At 66.4% G+C, this 18109-nt stretch carries 18 protein-coding genes and 1 pseudogene; 8 read left to right on the plus strand and 11 right to left on the minus strand.

Features of this window, described 5'->3' with window-relative positions:
- Together A5699_RS22350 and A5699_RS22355 are read right to left on the minus strand one after the other, a co-directional pair.
- Positions 1 to 1102: cation-translocating P-type ATPase (locus A5699_RS22350; RefSeq protein ID WP_157561400.1), on the minus strand; the 1102-nt coding region annotated here is incomplete at its 3' end.
- On the minus strand, positions 1099 to 1470 hold the full coding sequence (locus A5699_RS22355) for a helix-turn-helix transcriptional regulator (protein ID WP_050982640.1): 372 nt from the start codon (positions 1468 to 1470) through the stop codon (positions 1099 to 1101). The genes A5699_RS22350 and A5699_RS22355, both read right to left, overlap by 4 nt.
- A gap of 116 nt (positions 1471 to 1586) precedes the next feature.
- On the opposite strand from A5699_RS22355, the gene A5699_RS22360 reads away from it, so the two are divergent.
- The 5 genes from A5699_RS22360 to A5699_RS22380 all read left to right on the plus strand — a co-directional run bounded on the left by A5699_RS22360 (position 1587) and on the right by A5699_RS22380 (position 4899).
- A complete protein-coding gene (locus A5699_RS22360) occupies positions 1587 to 2225 on the plus strand; it encodes an isoprenylcysteine carboxylmethyltransferase family protein (RefSeq protein WP_006246589.1) in 639 nt (212 codons plus the stop codon).
- Positions 2200 to 2904, plus strand: coding sequence for an adenylate/guanylate cyclase domain-containing protein (locus tag A5699_RS22365; RefSeq protein ID WP_067774050.1), 705 nt, complete (start codon positions 2200 to 2202; stop codon positions 2902 to 2904). The genes A5699_RS22360 and A5699_RS22365 overlap by 26 nt, the downstream gene beginning before the upstream one ends.
- Complete coding sequence (locus tag A5699_RS22370) at positions 2901 to 3545, plus strand: class I SAM-dependent methyltransferase (RefSeq protein ID WP_006246591.1); 645 nt, start codon at positions 2901 to 2903, stop codon at positions 3543 to 3545. The genes A5699_RS22365 and A5699_RS22370 overlap by 4 nt, the downstream gene beginning before the upstream one ends.
- A complete protein-coding gene (locus A5699_RS22375; protein ID WP_006246592.1) occupies positions 3546 to 4208 on the plus strand; it encodes a thioredoxin in 663 nt (220 codons plus the stop codon). It begins immediately after the preceding gene.
- Between the two features lie 79 nt (positions 4209 to 4287).
- Positions 4288 to 4899 (plus strand): isoprenylcysteine carboxylmethyltransferase family protein, encoded by a 612-nt coding sequence (locus A5699_RS22380; protein ID WP_006246593.1) that lies wholly within the window; start codon positions 4288 to 4290, stop codon positions 4897 to 4899.
- 126 nt (positions 4900 to 5025) lie between these two features.
- On the opposite strand, the gene A5699_RS22385 is transcribed toward A5699_RS22380, so the two are convergent.
- The 8 genes and pseudogenes from A5699_RS22385 to A5699_RS22420 form a co-directional block, all read right to left on the minus strand.
- A complete protein-coding gene (locus A5699_RS22385) occupies positions 5026 to 6051 on the minus strand; it encodes a hypothetical protein (RefSeq protein ID WP_067774053.1) in 1026 nt (341 codons plus the stop codon).
- On the minus strand, positions 6048 to 6482 hold the full coding sequence (locus A5699_RS22390; protein WP_067774057.1) for a DUF6262 family protein: 435 nt from the start codon (positions 6480 to 6482) through the stop codon (positions 6048 to 6050). Before A5699_RS22390 ends, A5699_RS22385 begins: the two co-directional genes overlap by 4 nt.
- Positions 6479 to 8725, minus strand: coding sequence for a tyrosine-type recombinase/integrase (locus A5699_RS22395; RefSeq protein WP_067774060.1), 2247 nt, complete (start codon positions 8723 to 8725; stop codon positions 6479 to 6481). The genes A5699_RS22390 and A5699_RS22395 overlap by 4 nt, the downstream gene beginning before the upstream one ends.
- A complete protein-coding gene (locus A5699_RS22400) occupies positions 8709 to 9917 on the minus strand; it encodes a tyrosine-type recombinase/integrase (RefSeq protein WP_067774063.1) in 1209 nt (402 codons plus the stop codon). Before A5699_RS22400 ends, A5699_RS22395 begins: the two co-directional genes overlap by 17 nt.
- 33 nt (positions 9918 to 9950) lie before the next feature.
- Positions 9951 to 11180, minus strand: coding sequence for an ImmA/IrrE family metallo-endopeptidase (locus tag A5699_RS22405; RefSeq protein ID WP_067774066.1), 1230 nt, complete (start codon positions 11178 to 11180; stop codon positions 9951 to 9953).
- Positions 11181 to 11229: 49 nt separating this feature from the next.
- Positions 11230 to 11973 carry a hypothetical protein gene (locus tag A5699_RS22410; protein WP_067774069.1) on the minus strand — a complete coding sequence of 248 codons (744 nt, stop codon included), beginning with the start codon at positions 11971 to 11973 and terminating at the stop codon, positions 11230 to 11232.
- Positions 11974 to 12390: 417 nt separating this feature from the next.
- Positions 12391 to 13111, minus strand: a pseudogene (locus tag A5699_RS22415) (glycosyltransferase family 2 protein); the annotation flags it as partial.
- Positions 13112 to 13164: 53 nt separating this feature from the next.
- A complete protein-coding gene (locus tag A5699_RS22420; protein ID WP_067774072.1) occupies positions 13165 to 13755 on the minus strand; it encodes a TetR/AcrR family transcriptional regulator in 591 nt (196 codons plus the stop codon).
- Between the two features lie 115 nt (positions 13756 to 13870).
- Between A5699_RS22420 and A5699_RS22425 the strand changes: the two genes are divergently transcribed.
- From A5699_RS22425 to A5699_RS22435, 3 genes are read left to right on the plus strand one after another with little or no spacing between them, the layout of a single operon-like run.
- A complete protein-coding gene (locus A5699_RS22425) occupies positions 13871 to 15229 on the plus strand; it encodes an AarF/ABC1/UbiB kinase family protein (protein ID WP_067774133.1) in 1359 nt (452 codons plus the stop codon).
- Complete coding sequence (locus tag A5699_RS22430) at positions 15216 to 16400, plus strand: cytochrome P450 (RefSeq protein WP_067774130.1); 1185 nt, start codon at positions 15216 to 15218, stop codon at positions 16398 to 16400. Before A5699_RS22425 ends, A5699_RS22430 begins: the two co-directional genes overlap by 14 nt.
- 21 nt (positions 16401 to 16421) lie before the next feature.
- A complete protein-coding gene (locus A5699_RS22435; RefSeq protein WP_067774075.1) occupies positions 16422 to 17342 on the plus strand; it encodes an NAD(P)-dependent oxidoreductase in 921 nt (306 codons plus the stop codon).
- Positions 17343 to 17504: 162 nt separating this feature from the next.
- Here A5699_RS22435 and A5699_RS22440 read toward each other — a convergent pair whose 3' ends face one another.
- Complete coding sequence (locus A5699_RS22440) at positions 17505 to 18107, minus strand: bifunctional 2-polyprenyl-6-hydroxyphenol methylase/3-demethylubiquinol 3-O-methyltransferase UbiG (protein ID WP_231965801.1); 603 nt, start codon at positions 18105 to 18107, stop codon at positions 17505 to 17507.
- Positions 18108 to 18109: the final 2 nt, after the last annotated feature.

Below are 18109 nucleotides of genomic sequence, written 5' to 3' on the forward strand. Positions count from 1 at the left end.
CCGTCGCCACATCCAGCACGTGCTCGCGGGTGGCGCCGTTGGTGGTGGCGACGTCGATGACGGTGGGTGCGTTGGCGGTCAGGGTGCCTGTCTTGTCCAGCGCGATCGTGCGGACCGCGCCCAGGGCTTCCAGCGCCGCCCCGCCCTTGACCAAGACACCGAGCTTGCTAGCCGCGCCGATCGCGGCGACCACCGTGACCGGCACCGAGATCGCCAGCGCGCAAGGAGAGGCCGCCACCAACACCACCAGGGCACGTTCGATCCACACCAGCGGATCGCCCAACACGCTGCCGATGGCGGCGATGAGGACCGCGGCGATCATGATCGCGGGGACCAGGGGTTTGGCGATGCGGTCGGCCAGGCGCTGGGCTTCGCCCTTGCGGGACTGCTCGGCCTCCACGATCGCCACGATGCGGGCCAACGAGTTGTCAGCAGCAGTGGACGTGACCTCAACCTCCAGCACGCTGGTGCCGTTGATCGACCCGGCGAACACCTCATCACCGGGCCCGGCCTCTACCGGCACGGATTCGCCGGTGATGGCCGAAACATCCAGCGCCGTGCGCCCCGACACGATCGTGCCGTCGGTGGCGACGCGTTCGCCGGGCTTGACCAGCATCCGGTCACCCACTGCCAACTCTGCTGGGGCGATGGTGGTTTCGGTACCGTCGCGGAGCACGGTGGCCTCATCGGGCACCAGCGACAACAACGCCCGCAGACCTCGGCGGGTGCGGGCGAGGGAGTATTCTTCGAGGCCCTCGCTGATGGAGAACAGGAACGCCAGCATGGCGGCCTCGCCGACCTCGCCGAGGATCACCGCGCCGACCGCGGCGATCGTCATCAGCGTGCCGACCCCGATCTTGCCCTGCGCCAGCCGGCGCAGCGTCGAAGGCACGAACGTGTAGGCACCGATCACCAAGGCGAGCGCATACAGGCCGATTTCGACCGCATGGGGGCCGCCGGACCAGCCGACCACATAGCCGGCCAAAAGCACCACGCCCGCCACCGCGGCGGCGCGCAGTTCGGTGATCTCCCAAAGCCGTTCGGGTTCCTGCTCGTCCTCGCCGGGGCGGTCGTCGCTGCCGCAGCCGCACGCCTCACTCATCGCGCAACCTTCTTCCGCTCAGTCGGGTGGCCGTAGTTGGGGCACAACGCCACCGCGTTGCCGGTGGCCTCCAAGACAGCTTCGGCGGCCCGCAACATGTCCAGTAGTTCCGGGCGGGCCAGCCGATACACCGAGGCGCGGCCCTGCGGCCGGAAATCCACCAGCCCGCAGTCGCGCAGGCACGCCAGATGCGCCGACACCGTCGACTGCGCCAACCCCAACTCGCCGGTCAGATCCACCACCCGCGCCTCACCGACCGCCAGCCGGCGCAGGATCGCCAACCGGGTGCCATCCGAGAGGCTGTGAAACAACGCCGTCGCCGCATCCACATTCCCGCACATCGCGGGATCGACCGAACCACTTTTCATCGCCACACGACGATGATAGCGTCCAACACTATTGATCGGTCAACCCCGCCAACATCGATACAACCCGATGGATGAGGACGCAGGGCGGGGACGGGCCGACCGGGAAGGAGCAGGCGATGGCACTGACTGCACTGGGCCTGTTCGCGATGTTGATGCTGGTGATCGGGGCCTGTCGGCGCCGGATCCAGCTGGCCCGCATCGGCGACAGCGGCAACCGGCGGGGTTGGCGGCCCGACGGCACCCTGGAATGGTGGGCGCTCGCGCTCGCCGACGTGGGCTATCTGCTGGTCGGCGTCGGCGCCCCAGCGGCGGCCCTGGCCGGGCTCGCCCCACTGCGTTTCGCCGACCATCTGCTGGTTCATGCGACTGGGATCGCGGTTGCGGTGGTGGGCATCGGGCTGACCTTGCAGGCCCAGCTGGGGTTGGGGGCCTCGTGGCGGATCGGGGTTGATGAGACCGAACGCACCGAGCTGGTCACCGGCGGCCCGTTCGCGATTGTGCGCAACCCGATCTTCACCACACTGCTGCTCACCCTGACCGGCCTGACGCTGATGGTGCCCAACCCGATAGCGATCGCCGGCCTGCTGATCGCGATCGCCGGCATCCAGCTGCAGGTGCGCGAAGTGGAAGAGCCCTACCTGCGCCGCGTCCACGGCCACACCTACCGCGACTACACCACCCGAGTGGGGCGCTTCCTACCGTGGCTCGGCCGCACCAGAGATGAGACCAATGATGCTGCCCGACACTACACCTGACTTCGACACGGTCGAGGCGACGGCGGCGTTTGTCGACCTGGCCGGCTACAGCATCCTCACCGAAATCTGCGGCGACCACGAAGCCGCCCAGCTCGCCGCGCGGCTTGCCGACCTGGCACAGGCTGCACTACAACCGGGCGTGAGGCTGGTGAAGACGATCGGGGACGCGGTCATGTTGACCGCCGACACACCCACCCAGATGCTGGCCACCCTCACCGACCTGGCAGAGCAGGTCGCCGGCGAGGACGGGTTCCTGGCGCTGCGCGCCGGAATCCATCACGGACCCGTCATCGCCCGCGGCGGCGACGTGTTCGGCCACACCGTCAACATCGCCGCCCGCATCACCGCACTCGCCGGGGCCGGCCACGCCGTGATCACCGACCCGATCGCGGCTGCCGCTACCCGACAAGGCCTGTCCACCCCAGCGATCGGTGCTCCGCCGCTGCGCAGCATCACCACCCCGATTCCGCTACACACGCTGGCCCTGACCGAGGCCCGCTACCCCCGCGACCCGGCCTGCGGCATGCGGATCAACCCGGAAACCGCCCGGGCGCGACGCCGCTACCAGGACCGGGATTGGTGGTTCTGCTCGACCGACTGCGCCCACCAATTCACCACCACCCCAAGCACTTACACATCGACACTCCCGGTCACCGCCAGTGAACGGCAGCCGACATGAGCCGCCCCTGGGGCCGCAACCGGCTCAAATTCGCCCTGGCCGGACCGCTGTTCGAAGCCGGCAACCGGTTCATCCCCGGCCGACCCCATGACCGGCTCGCCCAGCTCGTCGCCGACCAGAAACCGAAACGAGTGCTCGAACTGTGCGGCGGCACCGGCTACGCCGCCCGCCTGCTCGCCCGCAAATCCCCGAGCACACGAGTGGATTGCCTCGACATCTCCCCGGAAATGCTGGCCGTCGGCCGCCGCTACCTCACCCGCGCCGGGATCGGTACCGTGGCGCTGCATGAAGGTGACGCCGCCGCACTGCCGTTCGGCAATGACACCTTCGACGTGGTGATGAGCGTGTTCGGCTGGCACGAACTGCCCACCGACATCCGCCACCGCGCCATCGACGAAGCCATCCGCGTTCTACGTCTCGCCGGCCAGGTCATCGCCATCGACCTCGACCCACCACCCACCGCCCGCACCATCTTCGAGACCTACATGCGGCTCGCCGAACGACCCCACGCCCGCGACGTCCTGGGCACCGGCCTGGCCGACGCATTCACCGCACACGGACTGGCCGTCACCACCCATCTGCCCGCGCGCAGCTGGGCCGCCCCGTTCCAGATCGTCCACGCCCACAAAAGAGGTATCTGAATGGCGCGCACCAGCCGCATCCTGCTCACCGCGTTCGTCATCGCCGCCATGGCGATCGGGGCGCTGGTCTACCTGTCAGTGCGCGACCGCGACTCGACCACCACGGCACAGCCCGATACCGGCGAGGCCGGGCAGGTGGTGCGCGAGAACAGCCACCGACTCAACACGGTGCCCGACAGCACGGTGACGTTCGTGGAGTTTCTCGACTTCGAATGCGAGGGCTGCCGCGCGGTCTACCCAGAGATCGAAAAAGCGCGGGCCGAATACGGCGACCGGGTGAATTTCGTGATCCGCTACTTCCCGCTGCAAGCCCACGTCAACGCCGAGCGGGCCGCCCGCGCGGTGGAAGCCGCCGCCCAGCAAGGCCAACTGGAGGCGATGTATCGCAAAATGTATGACACCCAAGCCCAGTGGGGTGAAAAGCAAACCCCAGCCGATGACGTATTCCGCGGATTCGCAACAGAACTCGGCCTGGACATGGCCGAGTTCGACGCGGCCTACGCCAATCCCGCCACCCTCGAACGCATCCAACTCGACATGGCCGACGGCCGCGCCTTGGGCGTGCAGGGCACCCCGACCTTCTTCCTCAACGACACCCGCATCCAGCCACACAGCTATGAAGACCTAGCCCAGGCCTTCGATCAAGCGCTCGCCGAGAACTAGGCGCGGCCTGCCGCATCCATCGGCTTGACCGCCCCTCTCCACATCGACACTCATCTCAGTCCGGCCAGGAGGTTCACCCATGCCCGCCACCGCGCTCGTTCTCTACCTGGTCTTTGCCGTCTTAGGGTTCGGCTGGCGCAGCTGGACCCAGCACCGCCGCACCGGCTCGACCGGGTTTCGCGGCATCCACGGCCGGCCTGGCTCGCTGGAATGGTTCGCCGGCGCCGGATTCATCGCTGCCATCCTCGCCGGGGCGGCCGCACCGCTGCTGCAACTGCTCGGCATCCTCACCCCGATCGCGCTCCTGCAGGCGCCGTGGATTCAGGTGGGCGGGACGGTGCTGGCGGTGGCGGGTATCGCGGCCACCCTCTACGCCCAGCGCGACATGGGCGAGTCCTGGCGGATTGGCGTCGACCCCAGTGAGACCACCACATTGGTGCTCCGTGGTGTGTTCGGGCTGGTGCGCAACCCCATCTTCACCGCGATGCTGATCTTCGCCGCCGGCATCACCCTGATGACCCCCAACCCGCTCGCCCTGGTCGCGTTCGTCGTGCTGCTGGCCACCATCGAGCTGCAGGTCCGCGTCGTCGAAGAGCCCTATCTCAACGCTATCCACGGCCAGGCCTACCGGGACTACTGTGAGACGGTCGGCCGGTTTGTTCCCCACATCGGACGCACCCGAATCGTCTGACTGGCCGACTCGATTATCTGTAACGGATTACGGTGTGTGTAAGGCTGTTACTCACGTCCATTTGGTCCCGGAAAATGCACGTGGGTGACGGTGTTATCTGTAGCGGTGTTACCGACGTGTGTGGGGTCAGAACGGGGGTTCGTCTGCGCTGATTGACCAGGGATCGGTGGGTGTGGGAACCGCGGCGTCGGGCAGCGGGAGGTTGGCCACGACGTAGAGGTTGAGGATGTCGTCGCGGTCGATGAACATGATCTGACTGCGTTTGGAGGCGTCCAGGGCGTTGCCGAGCCAGTTGCGGGCTGCTTTGGTGATTTCGCCGCCGGCGACGATGAACGCGTGGTCGACGAGGACGCGTTTGTTGTGTTCGGGGTCGAAGATCTCGTGGGCCAGCATCATCAATGCTTGGTTGTGGATTTCGGCGATGTTGGCGTTGCCGGTCTTGGTGACCCCGGAGGAGTCGAGTTTGCCTTTCTTGACTTGGATTCCGAAGTAGAGCCGGTGCTGGGTGGGCAGCGTGTAGCGCATCCAGATGTCCTTGCCGTATTCGAGGGCCTTGTCCTTGTGCCCGGCGGCGGTGATGCGGTGAAACCCCAACTGGCGAAACAATGGCAGGAGAACCTCTTCGATGAGGTCGTCCTCGCTGCAGCGATCGAGGTAAGCGGACAGGTTGGTGCGCCGCTGGTTTTCGGCGGTGGTGAATGGCCGGTACGGGTTGGCCTGCAGCAGGGTGACGGTATCGCTGCCGAGGTGACGCAGGTAGCAGTGGCGGTCTTCGCCGTAGAAGGCCTCAAATCCTTCTCGGGTGAGGATCTCGTTGAGTTGTGCGAGGGCCTGAGCTCGGTCGGCGCCCTCGTTGAGGGCATCGCGCGGGTCCATCAGTTGGTCGATGAGGCGGCAGAACGTCTGCGGCGGCTGTCCCGATCCGTCATGGGGCTCGTCGAGGATGGATTCGATGACGTCCGCAACCCACCGTTGTCGAGTCGAGCCGTCGTGCACCCACTCGGTGTCGAGGTCGGCGAAGAATTCGGTGATGTAGCTGCTGGATCGGTAGGGGAAGTATTTGGGTGTCTCACCGAACCCTGGATTGTCCGAGCCGGGGTTCCCGCAGATCAGATCGGCCAATGCCGCGGCGTTGCGTCGTTTGAACTTCACGGTGTTCCTCGGTGTGCGGCGGTGGTGGTGCGGAGTCGGTGCAGTTCGCCATGGGCGGCAGCCAACTCTTGCTGTAGTTGCTTGATCTGGGCTTTGAGTGCGGCGACGTCGGCGTCATAGTGGCGTTTCTGGCTGCGCAGTTCGTTCCGCAGTGCGGCGGTGGTCGCGTTATTCTGCCCGTTGGCAATCGCGGCTGGAGGTTCGGCTGATCGCGGTGGGGCTGTGGTGGCCGCGGCCCGGATCTCCTGTTCGAGGTCGGGATGGTTGTAGATGGTCTTGCGGGCGACGTGGGCGTAGTTGGCCACGGCGTTGATGTTGATGGGGAGACCCTTTTTCTTCATGTCGCGCAGTGCTTTTCGGATCTTTGCGCGGGTTTCGGCTTTGCGTCTCTTGGTGCTGGCGAGCAGGCCTTCGGTGGATCGTGGGGTCACGGCTGTCCGTTGGCGGGTCGACGGGCTTTGTCGAGGGCGGATTGATGGGCCCCGCGGGTCTGGATTTGCAGCAATGGCAACCGTTTAGCGGTGCCCGCACCGGCGATCGACGCGGATCCCTCGGCTGTCGTGAGTCGGTCGAGGATCGCGTTTAGGGAGGCGATCTCGCGGCGGCGTTCGATGATCCAGATGTTGTCCTCGCCGAGTTCGCGTCCGGATCGTTGCCGGTATTGGTCGCGTCGCTGGGCGATCAGGGTTTCGGTCGCGGCCAGTTGGCGGCGCAGCTCATCGAGATGGGTGGCGTCGGTGGCGAAGTGCCCACAGGACAGGCATGCGTTGCCCTTGTCGCAGGACTTCAGCGGTGGCAGCAGACACACCCCGTTGGGCAACACCCGGTCGGTGCGCGCGGAAAGCTGGGTCATCTCGTAAATGTCGTGCGGGGTGATGTCGATGTCGGCGCCGTGCGCCCCGATCTTCTTATGCTTGAGGAACTCCGCCTCGGCGGTGGCGGCCAGCGTGGCCGCGTAGCGGGCGGTCATCTCGGGACTCTTGTGGCCGAGGTAGCGCTGTACGACGTGAAAGGGAACGCCGTCGTTGAGCAGTTCGGTGGCTCGGGTGTGGCGCAGCCGGTGGGTTTGGGTGAACTTCAGTCGATGCCCGGCGCTGTCGGTGAGGTCGTGGCAGCTGTCGAGCTTGTCGAGCATCGCCCGGTAGGTGGTGTAGGAGCGGGGGCGTTGGCCGCGGTGCTGATTCTTGATCCCGAGGAACAAGTACTTCGGTTGCAGCGCAGGGTATGTGGCGGCCAGCCAGGCCTGCTGTTCGCCGATGACGTCGACGATGGCCTGCTCGGCCAAGATGGTGGGAATGACCCCGTCGACTTTGGTTTGTTGATACCGCAGCCGCGCGACGAACGCCCCGCTATCGGGTTCGGCGCCCGCCTGGGTGGGGCGGTCCTGGCCGGGGATGGCTTCCAGCGGGTCGTAGTCGAGCATCAGGATCTCTGACGCTCGGCGGCCGGTCAGGGCTTGCAGCAGCCAGATTCGGGCGGCCTGGGGATCACCGAGACCGGGAACGACGGTGACGGTCCCGTCGGGGCGAGTCACGACGACCTTCTGTTTGGGGTCGGCGGCCAGCACGTCTAGGTAGGTGAGCATGCGTTGTAGGTCGGCGGTGGAGTACCAGGTCAGGTCGCGTTCCCGGCGCCGGTGTCGTGGGGCGTGGATCGGGGCCCACAACGCTGTGTGGGTCAGCGTGGCGTCGCGCCACCGGGGGTTGCCGGTGCCGGTGGCGGCCTCGGCGGCGTGGTCGTGCATGAACGTGTAGAACGACTGCGTTTCGCTCTGCAGGCTGGCCACCGTGTAGGCGGTCAGACGTTCGGATTGGGTGGCCGCGTCGGGGGATCGCAGATAGTCCAGATAGCTGAGGAACGCTGCCCGCAGTTCATCGGGGTCGGTGCTGATCAGCGGATCGTCGAGGTGGCCGTTGTCGCGGGCGAAGCGGCCCAGCTGCGAACCGACGTTGCGGGCACGTGCGACGACTGAGGACCAGGTGAGCAGATCGAAGGTCAGTGCGCTGCGCAGCCAGAACCGTAGCCCCTCACGCAGCCAGATGGGTTCGATGCCGCGCAGCCGGACGGTTTGGTCGTGGTGGGGTTCGTGGGGTCGTTGCGGGATGCGGGGGTCGGCGCGAAGATCCCAGATGTCGTGACTCCACCACGCGGTGTCGGTGCAGCGCACCGCGACCGAGAGGTGCAGGTGCTCGATGAGGTGGCGGATGTTGCGTCGTGACCCGGCCGACGGTAGCCGGTTGTTGCGGCGCTGGAATGCCAGGGCGGCCTGGCGAATCAGTTCGTCGGGGTCCAGATCGGCGATGCTGACCGGCGATTGCCCGGTGCGCCCCTGGTACTCGGCGACCGCGCTCGGCAGGGTCCGCACCAGCCAGGCCAGCAGCGACGGTTCGATGCGGCGTAATTGCTGATCCCAGCAGAGCCATACCCACCAGGCGATCTCCTCGGCGAACCGCGCTGGGGCGGCGGGGGTGAAGTCGTGCTCGGCGGTGGCCCGGTTGCCGCGCAGATAGAACTGGTTGCGCAGGAACACCTGGTCGTATGGGGCGGCGTAGATCGGATAGACGGGCCGGCGCCACGTGTCGGGAACTCGGGCCCACTGCGCATCCCACGATCCGAGCCCGACCAACGGTGACGGCTCGTGTCCTGATGTGGGCGGGTCAGTGGGGGTCGTCATGATGCAGGCCTTTCCATCCGGCGACGTAGTTGCGCCACTGGGCCACGGTGCGCATCTCGGCGTCCTCGGTGACCCACCCGTAGGTCGAGAGGGTCGTCTGGATGTCGGCGTGCCCCAGGCGGCGCATCACCACATGCGGAGGCGCTCCGGAAAGCAACAGCGCGGTGGCATGGGTGTGGCGCAGCCAGTGCGGTGTCCAGCCCTTCGGTAGCGACCCGCTGCAGCGTCGGGTCAGGGAATCGACTTTGGCGTAGACGGTTTCGGCCCGCATCGGGGCGAACCGTTGCCCTGCGACGAGGTTGACGAACACGAAGTGGGTGTTCAGATCCGGCAACGCGAGATCAGCGCCCTGGTCGACCAGATGCCACACATACGACGAATACAGCGCTTCCAGATCGTCGCCGATGTAGATACGGCGGCCGCGCAGAGTCTTGCCCCGCGCCCCGCGTGGGTGATCCTGGCGTCCGGCCACCTCGATGTAGGGGGTGGCGCCGGTGCCGAGGTGAACATCGTGGTGGCGCAACGACAAAGCTTCACCGAGGCGCATCCCGGTCTCGGCCAAAGTGGCGAACAACAACCGGTCCCGCAGCCCCGAAGCCGGGCCCGACCACACGTGGCCGTCCTGGGTGGCACAGCCATCGAGTATCGCGCTTACTTGAGCGGGCAGCAGGACCGGGGTCGCGGCGAGGTTGCCGCGGCGCACCCGGTAGACCGAACGCTCTTTGGGCCGCGGCGGGCCCACCCCGGCCAGCATCGGGATGTAGCGGGATCGTCCACGGGCGCCGCGGCTGGTGAACAGCCGTTGATACGGGCCGGCCAACCCGTGAGCGTCGGCGTGGTAGCGGTAGCAGGCCAACACCGCGGCGGCCCGCAGTTGGGTGCTGGCCGGGCCCAGCCAGGTCGGCGGGGCACCGATGCGGGCGGTGCCGGGCAGATCTCCGGTGCGCAGGTAGGCCAGGAACTGCCCGAACATCGCGGTGCTGATCTCGCGCCAATCGGTGCCGGTGTGCTCCAACAGCGTCCACCACGCCGCCAGCCCGGCCGCATAGGCCTTCACTGTGTTCGGCGAGGCCGTGTCGTCGCGAAGGAACTGCAGAAACTCCTCGGCCGCGGCGATGGGCAGGTGATCGGCGCCCAGCACCGTGTAGGTGTCAGGCTGATCGGTCAGTGCGATCCGCTGCGTGCGAGCCATCCCTGTGCCGACCGTCCCCCGAGGATCCGCTGTTCAGGCTTGCCGTGGGGCCCGGCGCAGCGGCACCACCGTCTGTCCGCGGTCGGCGCCGGCCTCCGCCGTAGCGTGGGCGGCCGGGGTGCGGCCGGGGGCATCGCCTTGGCCGGCCAGGATGTCGGCCAGCAGATCGGTCGGATAGATCAGATTGTGCGCGGCCAATGCCTCTGCCGAGTCGGCCCCGGCATAGCAGACCCCCATCCACCGGCGCAGCAGCCGCGGTTTCTCCGGTGTGAAGCTGTCCCAGCCCGGTTCGGTCTTGCCCCAGGTGTGCCCGGTGTCGTTGTTGATCCGGGTGTAGAGCTGACGCTGCAACGTCACCGCGCGGGCCTCATCGATCAGTTTCGACTCCCGGAGATGCATGATCAACGCCCCGATCGAGATCCGCCACTTCAACTTCACTTCGATCAGATCGTTGAGGGTCGGGCTGGCCGGGATTTCGGCGGCGATCGCCGCAGCCGGGGCCAGCAACTCCGAGGCGAATCGGGAGGCTTCGCGTTCCTCGTCGTCGCTGACATCGCCGTATCGGTGCAACACCAAATGTCCGATCTCGTGTGCGATCGTCCACCGGGTGCGTTCCCAGGAATCGGTGTTGCGCAACAACACGATTGGCCGGTCACGGTAATCTCCGGTCCGCGCCGAGCATCCCAGATGTTTCTCGGTCAACAACCCGGCCGGCTCGTCGTCGGTACTGGTCCAGTCGATCAGCCCGGTGGAGCGCGAATGCTTCATCCGCAGCACCACCGGAACCCCCGCGGCTTCCAGTTCGTAGGTCAGCCGTTTGATCGGCGTCAATGGCTCCACGCCCAGCCAGCGGCGGGCCTGAGCGGCTGCGGCGACCACATCGGTGCCGGTGGGCAGCGGCTCCAACCGCACCGCGGGCAACGTGGCCTGGCGGTTGAGTTGATCGGCCAGATCACCGACGACGTTGGCGAACACCGCCAGGTACTCCTTCTCCGCGGTGGTGGTGGACTTCGGCGCCCGGAACAACAGATCCCGTGCAGTCACTCGTGACACCGGTGCGGTGGTGAAAAATGCTGGCGGGAAACGCAACAATGTTGCCAACCGGTCGAACTCCACCACGTCCAGCGTGGCGGTCTCGGACTGCTCGAGCCGGGTCTGCCTTGGTGGCCGCCACCCCATGTGCTCCATCACCGCGGTTCCCGAGAGCCGCCGAAGAACGCGGGCCTGACGGACCCGGGTGCCGAACACCTCGACCGTCGTCATCACCGACCACCTCGTCCCCGGTCAGCACCAGCCGGCACAACAACATCGCCTAGGCCTCCGAATCCCCGGTCTGCGAGGGAGATTCGGGCGGCAGCAGATCCTCGAAGTCGCGCACGTCCTCGTCGTCGGAATCGTCGCGAGCGGCCAGCTCCGCGGCCGTCTTCGGCCGGATCGCCGGCGGCAACTCGACGAACTCCACGATCCGCTCGTCCTTGGTGTCGATGTCGGCGACCATCGCCAGAATCGCACCGGCCACCGACAACCGTCCCGGACTCTCCCACCAGTACGCGATCAACTCGTACTGATCGCCGATTCCCGGCGGACCCATCACCTGCTCCTCGGCCGCCATCTCGGCGGCGTCGAACGCCATCTGCTTGCCCGGTCGCGTGGCCGGCATCGCCTGGCTGGTCGAGGCACCGATGTCCTCGGCCTCCTGCGGCGACAGATGGCGCAGCCGCGCCCACGCCACTTTCTTGGTGTCCCCGAGACGCACCGACGAACTCGGCCCAGACGTCATCGTCAACGTCGAATCCGCACCACACGACGCTCCCGGCGGCGGTGTGCGGGGCGGATCGTCGAACCGACTGCGGGCGTGGATGCCGTTCATCAACAACACCCGCGTGCGCACATCCGAACACAGCGTTCCGCCCGGAATCATCATCGGATCCGGGCACTCCTCGGCCCACTTGGCCAACGTCTTGTCGAACGCGACCTGAACCTCGCCGAGCAGCCTGGCCCACGCCAACCGATGCTGGGTCACCAGATCGGTGAGCAAGTCCTTCGGAACCGCCATGGCAGAAATACTGCACGGTTTTTCCTACAACATCACGAAGGCTCGCCGCGTGTCGGGGTGAAGATTTCCGGGGCCCAACCATACTCGAATTCTACATGTAGAAGTCGTCATATGCAGTATAAACACGCTGTTCCGCAACGCTTTTGGACGCAGTGATCACTTGAATGTCCGAAGGCGAGGTTCGGCACCTCGGAAGGGGGGCCGTCGCGGAGGCGTGCAGAACCAGGCGACCATTCCTGCCGAACATGCGTACGATTGTGACTCACGGTACTCGTGTGACTCATGAGCTCGGAGTGGTGTGTCGAGTTGGAGGCAGTGGGCATCTCGCGCCTCAGCAACAGCTGCGGACTCACGCGGGTCGTGGACCCGCTAGCGTCGGGAGCGTGATCGTGTGGATCAACGGGGAATGACGGCGTGGGAAAGACGGCGTGGGAAAGACGCCGCTGCGGCCTCGAACCCGGGATGATCCTTGGCCTTCTTGGTGCCCTGATCCGAGACGATGACCGCGCTGATCACCTCGTCGACCGCCGGATCCGAGGTCAGCGCGGCGAGCGCGTTGACAGCGTCCGACGGCCGGTTGAACGTCGGGATGCCGACCGCGACGTTCGCCCTGCCGGGCACGTGCGATCGGCGCGTACCAGCCCGCGTGGTGCAACGTGGACTTCGCGTCGGTGGTGATGTCGAACCAAATCCAGCCACCGTCCTCGAACGGGGCCAGCTCGATCTCGAACTCCAGCACCGCCGGCTGATCATCGGATTCGCTGACGAGCGGGGCGCCGCCCACCGTGATCCGGGCGCCGGTGGACTTGGAGCGGTAGACGTCGACGCGGGCCCTGCCGGTCAACTCGACGCGCAGCACGACCGACTCCAGGATCGACCAGCGCCGCCAGTAGCTGGCCGGGAACGCGTTGAAGTACGTCGCGAACGAGACCTCGGACTCCGCGCCGATCTCCAGCGTCGTACGGGTGGGCGCGTGGGCCCGTCGCGCGTTGGTCTCCGATTCCTCGATATAGAGCTTACGAACATCGAAGGGCTCACCCGGTCGCGGCAGGATGGCGCGGGCCAGAGGGCTGACCGACCGTGACTGCCCAGCCTCCAGCGCGCCGGACGAGACATCTGCGAAAACCAGCTCAGACATACCCGCGATTAGACCACCACCGGCGAATAAGTCTCGGGCCTCGAGCTGGCAGGTCAAGCGCGGATGCGCACCGTCAGCAGGGTGGCCCATTCGGCGATGTACTGCTCGTCGGAAGATTGCGTCTCTGAGGTGGGGAACAGGATGGCGGTGGCGCGGCGTCCGATGAGGGCGTCGATGCCGACTGCTGCGAGGCTTCGTGCAGTGGCGTCATCTAGCGTGGGCACCGAGGTCTGAATCCAGTCACCGAGTTCGGCGTAGAGACTCTCGATAAGCGCCGCGTAGGCGTCGCGTAGTCGGGCCGAGTGATCGCTCGGGGTGCGAGCGGCCACTTGTAGAAGCTGAGTTTCATCGTCAAGCACAGTCAGTAGGTAGCGGCCCAGCAGAGTGATCTCAGTAGTGAGGTCGTTCAGGCCGGCGAACAGGTTGCGGATATCGCGCATCGCATTGCGCCGATCGAGCTGGCGATCGATACCGGCTTCCAGGAGCAGCTCTTTGGATTTGAAGTGGTGATACAGCGCCCCGGACCCGGGCGCGAGCCCGGCCGCGGCTTCGATCTGCGCCACACTGGTCGCCTTATAGCCCTGCTGGCTAAACAACCGCATCGCCTCAATGACCAGGCGTTCTCGTGTCGTGGTTTCTACCATTGACCGCTCCCAAGTAAACACTTAGTGTTGCCAAGTGGATACTTTAACACTGCAGATACCAGGGGGTGAGATGGATTCGAACCAATCGGTTCCACGGGGCCGGGTGCGGCGCACCATGCCGCTGGCGGGGTTCACCGCGCGAGCGGCCGGGGGCCGCATGGTGGCGGCACTGCGGGAAAAGACCGGCGACACCGAAGCGGTGCAGCGGTTTCACGAGCGCACCGCCGAGCGCTACGCCGAACTACTCGGGCATTCCAAAGGGGTGCTGATGAAGGCCGGACAGATGTTGTCCCTGGTCGATGCAGGCGCGCTCGGCGGCGGAGAATTAGCGCCGTATCAGAACGCGTTGACTCGCTTGCAGGCCGACGCGCCACCGATGGATGCAGCATTGGCGCGCGAGATACTCGAGGCGGACCTGGGCCGATCGGTGGAGCATGTGTTCGCCGAGTTCACCGATGCGCCGATGGCCGCTGCCTCCATCGGGCAGGTGCACCGCGCAGTGTTACCTGATGGCCGGCAGGTAGCAGTCAAGATCCAATACCCTGGTGTCGCCGAAGCGATCCGCCATGACTTAGCCAACAGTGAACTGCTGGTGACCTTTTCGCGGTTCATCGGCGCCACGTTGCTCGATCTGAGGCAGGCAGCCCAGGAGATCGCCGCCCGCATCTCCGAGGAAGTCGACTACCGCCACGAAGCCGCTAACATCACCGCCTTCCACGGCCTCTACCGCGACCACCCGTTCATCCGGGTGCCCGAAGTCATCCCCGAGGCGTCCACCGAGCGCGTTCTGACGATGACCTATGTGGAGGGACTGGACTGGACTACGGCGCAACAAGCCGAACAGGACCTGAAAAATGCGTGGGCCGAGGTGATCTCGCGGATGGTGACCGGCTCCTACCGGCACGCCAACCTCTTCCACGCTGACCCCCATCCGGGCAACTACCGCTTCGGCACCGACGGCTCAGTGGGCTTCGTCGACTTCGGCTGCGTGAAGCGTCTCGCCGAACCACAGCGGCGCAGGATCGTGGCGATGGCTCGCGCAGCGGTGGACGGGAACCGCGCAGAGCTGCGCGCGTTGATGGTGCAAAGCGGCTTCCTCACCGAGGACTCCACCCTGACAATCGACGAAACCTACCAATGGTGGGCGGCAGTGTTGCATGAACTGCTCCAACCACAGCCGGCCACCTACACCACCGAAGCCGCCGAGCGCGCGATCCGTTCCCTCATCGACATCCGCGGCGCAGACCATCCCGTGCGCCGCATGCAGGTGCCGCCAGATTTCGTGTTCTTCTCCCGGCTGAATCTCTCGATGAACGCGGTGTTCACTGCGCTCAACGCGACTTTCCACACCCGCTCACTGCTCGACGACATGGACGGCGTCGCCCCCCCGGTCACCGACCTGGGCAAGGCCCATGACGCGTGGGTCCGACAGCGCGGCCTGCCCTACGGAATGGATGATCATGACCAGTTCTGACACCGTGACAGCACGACTGCCGTGGGATGCCGCCGACCCCTACCCGTTCTACGAACGCCGCCGCCGATCCGGGGACGTGACGTGGGATGACACCGCCCAGGCCTGGCTCGTCGTCGGGTATGACGCGGCGCGCCAGGTCCTTGGCACACCGGGCTGGACCAGCGACCCTTTAGCCAACGCTGCTAACCGCGCCGCCATGGACCCGATGGGCCAGCAATTCACCAGCAATTCCATGTTGTTCGCCGACGGATCCACCCACCAGCGGTTACGCGGATCGGTCCGCGACGTCTTCACCCCCTCCTTCCTCACCAACCTGGCCACCGGTGTGGAATCAGTCGCTGCCGCGGTGATCGACCAACCAGCCACCGGCACACCGTTTGACCTCATGTCCGACATCGCCCTGCCGTTGCCGCTGGCCGTCATCGCCGAATGGCTCAACCTCGACGCCGCGACATGCACGGAACTGCGCGAACAGTCGCCGCACATCATCCGCATGCTCGGCTCCCTAGCCGATATCGACGAAATGCGCAGAGGCGCGGGCGCATCCGCGGCCCTCATCGCGCAGTTCCTGCCCCTGGCCGCCGACCGCCGCGCCCACCCGGCAGACGACCTGCTGAGCTTCATCGCCGCCGATCCCGCACTCGATCTCAACGACGTCGTCATGACCACACTGCTTCTGGCCGTCGCCGGGCACGAAACCACCGCCAACCTGATCGGTGCGAGCATGGTCCGGCTCCTCACCCCGCAAGCAGACGGGACACGACTCGCCGACGAGATCGACCCTGCCGACCCCGCCACCATCACCGAACTCCTCCGCCTCGACGCGCCCGTGCAATCCACCGTGCGCACCGCGACCCGTAACCACCTCGTCGGCGGAGTCGAAATCCCCACCGGGCACAGCGCGCTCGTCGCCGTGGCTGCAGCCAACCGCGACCCCCGCGCCTTCGACGACCCCGACACCTTCCGCACCGACCGCACCGGCCCAGCCCCCTTAACCTTCGGCTACGGCGCGCACTACTGCCTCGGCGCGACCTTGGCGCGGCTGGAAATCACCGCAGCACTACCCCGAATCCTCCATCGCCAACCCGCACTGGCCGCACCGGTCACCTGGCGCGACACCCCCGCCATTCGCGGACCCCTCACCGTCCCCATCGTGTTCACCAGCCCATAGGGCATCAGGAGACGAAACTCTATGCGCGTCTTCGTCACTGGCGGCACCGGAGCCATCGGCAGCCACGCCGTCCCCGCCCTCATCGACGCCGGACACAGCGTCACCTCACTAGCCCGCACTGAGGCCAAAGCCCGCATCCTCGAAAGCCAGGGTGCGACACCGGTGATCGTCTCACTCTTTGACCGAGACGCCCTGACGGCCGCGTTCACAGACCACGACGCCGTGGTCAACCTCGCCTCGGCGTTACCGGCTGTCACCTCGTTCCTGCTCAAGTCAGCCTGGCGCGACTGTGAGCGGGTACGGATCCAAGGATCGGCCACCGTCGTCGCGGCAGCGCAGGCCGCAGGGGTGCCCCGTCTGATCCAGGAGTCAGTAGCCATGCTCTACACCGACACCGGCAGCCACTGGATCGACGAAGACCACCCCGTCGACCACTATCGGATCAGCAGGGGAAACCACGGCGCCGAAGCCAATGCCCGCCAATTCGCCCACACCGGTGGCACCGCAACCGTATTGCGCTTTGGTGTGTTCTACGGCCCCGGCGCCGCCCACAGCGAACAGATCCTGCGCCTCGCCCGCCGCCACATCGGCTTCGCGCCCGGACGGGCAGACTCCTTCATCTCCTCGATCCACCTTGTCGACGCCGCGACCGCCGTCGCCGCCGCACTGCACGCGCCCGGTGGCCTCTACAACATCGTCGACGACCAACCCATCACCAAACGCGACTACGCCCACGCCTACGCCCGCGCCGCCGGCACCCGGCTGTGGGCCAGTGGGCCCGGCCGTCTCGGGCTACTTCTCGGCGAGAGGCTGACCTCGCTCACGCGATCACTTCGCGTCAGCAACACGCGATTCAAAGCCGCCGCACACTGGCAACCCCGATTCCCTAGCGTCCGCGACGGATTATCAACGATGGCGCCGCCGCCACATCCCGCCGCCTAAAAGGGCTGGTCGGAGCTCGGCTGTGAACCGTTCAACGGTAAGCCCCCCGAAGCACGGACGGCGCCGAATGCGATGCGCCCGGACAGCGGGACGAGACACAACCACACTTGACACGATCATTGAGAGTCTCATGTGTAGCTGGCGCGATCAACCGGTGTGCTTCTACTTCGGTTTGCGCCAGGTGATGGCGTATCGCCATAGCGGGAGCCGCCGCCATGCCATGCCGGGTAGCGCCGTCGATGCGATCTGTTTGACCTCGGTGTAGCTGTGCGGAAACTGCATCTTCACCGGGGCGTTGTGCTGCCAGTAGCCGCGAGTGCGGGACAGGACGTGGTGCTGCACGACCCCAACGGCATCGAGGGTGTAATCGGGCAGAGTCGAACTGCGGGCACACCCGATCACAACCAGTGAGCCGCCGGGGGCGGTGAGGTCAGCGAGGCGCTGCAGGCCGGCCGCAAGATCGGGGAAGTGATGGACTGTGGCGACTGCGGCAACCAGGTCATAACGCGCCTCGGGCAAGCCGAAGGTGAGGGCGTCGCCGATGATCCAGTTGACGCGAGCCGAGGTGCTGGATCGTGCGAGGTTGATGACCTCGGCGTCGGAGTCGATGCCGGTGACGTCCGGGATCCCCTCGGCGAGGCGGACGGCCAGCAGGCCGTCACCGGTACCGACGTCAAGAGCGGTCCGCGCAGCTGCCGGGGCGGCGTCCAGCACGATGTCGTAGTAGTGGGTGTTGTGGTTCCACCGATGTCGGTCGTCGCTCACCA

The organism is Mycobacterium sp. E802 (assembly GCF_001666875.1).
Lineage (GTDB): Bacteria > Actinomycetota > Actinomycetes > Mycobacteriales > Mycobacteriaceae > Mycobacterium.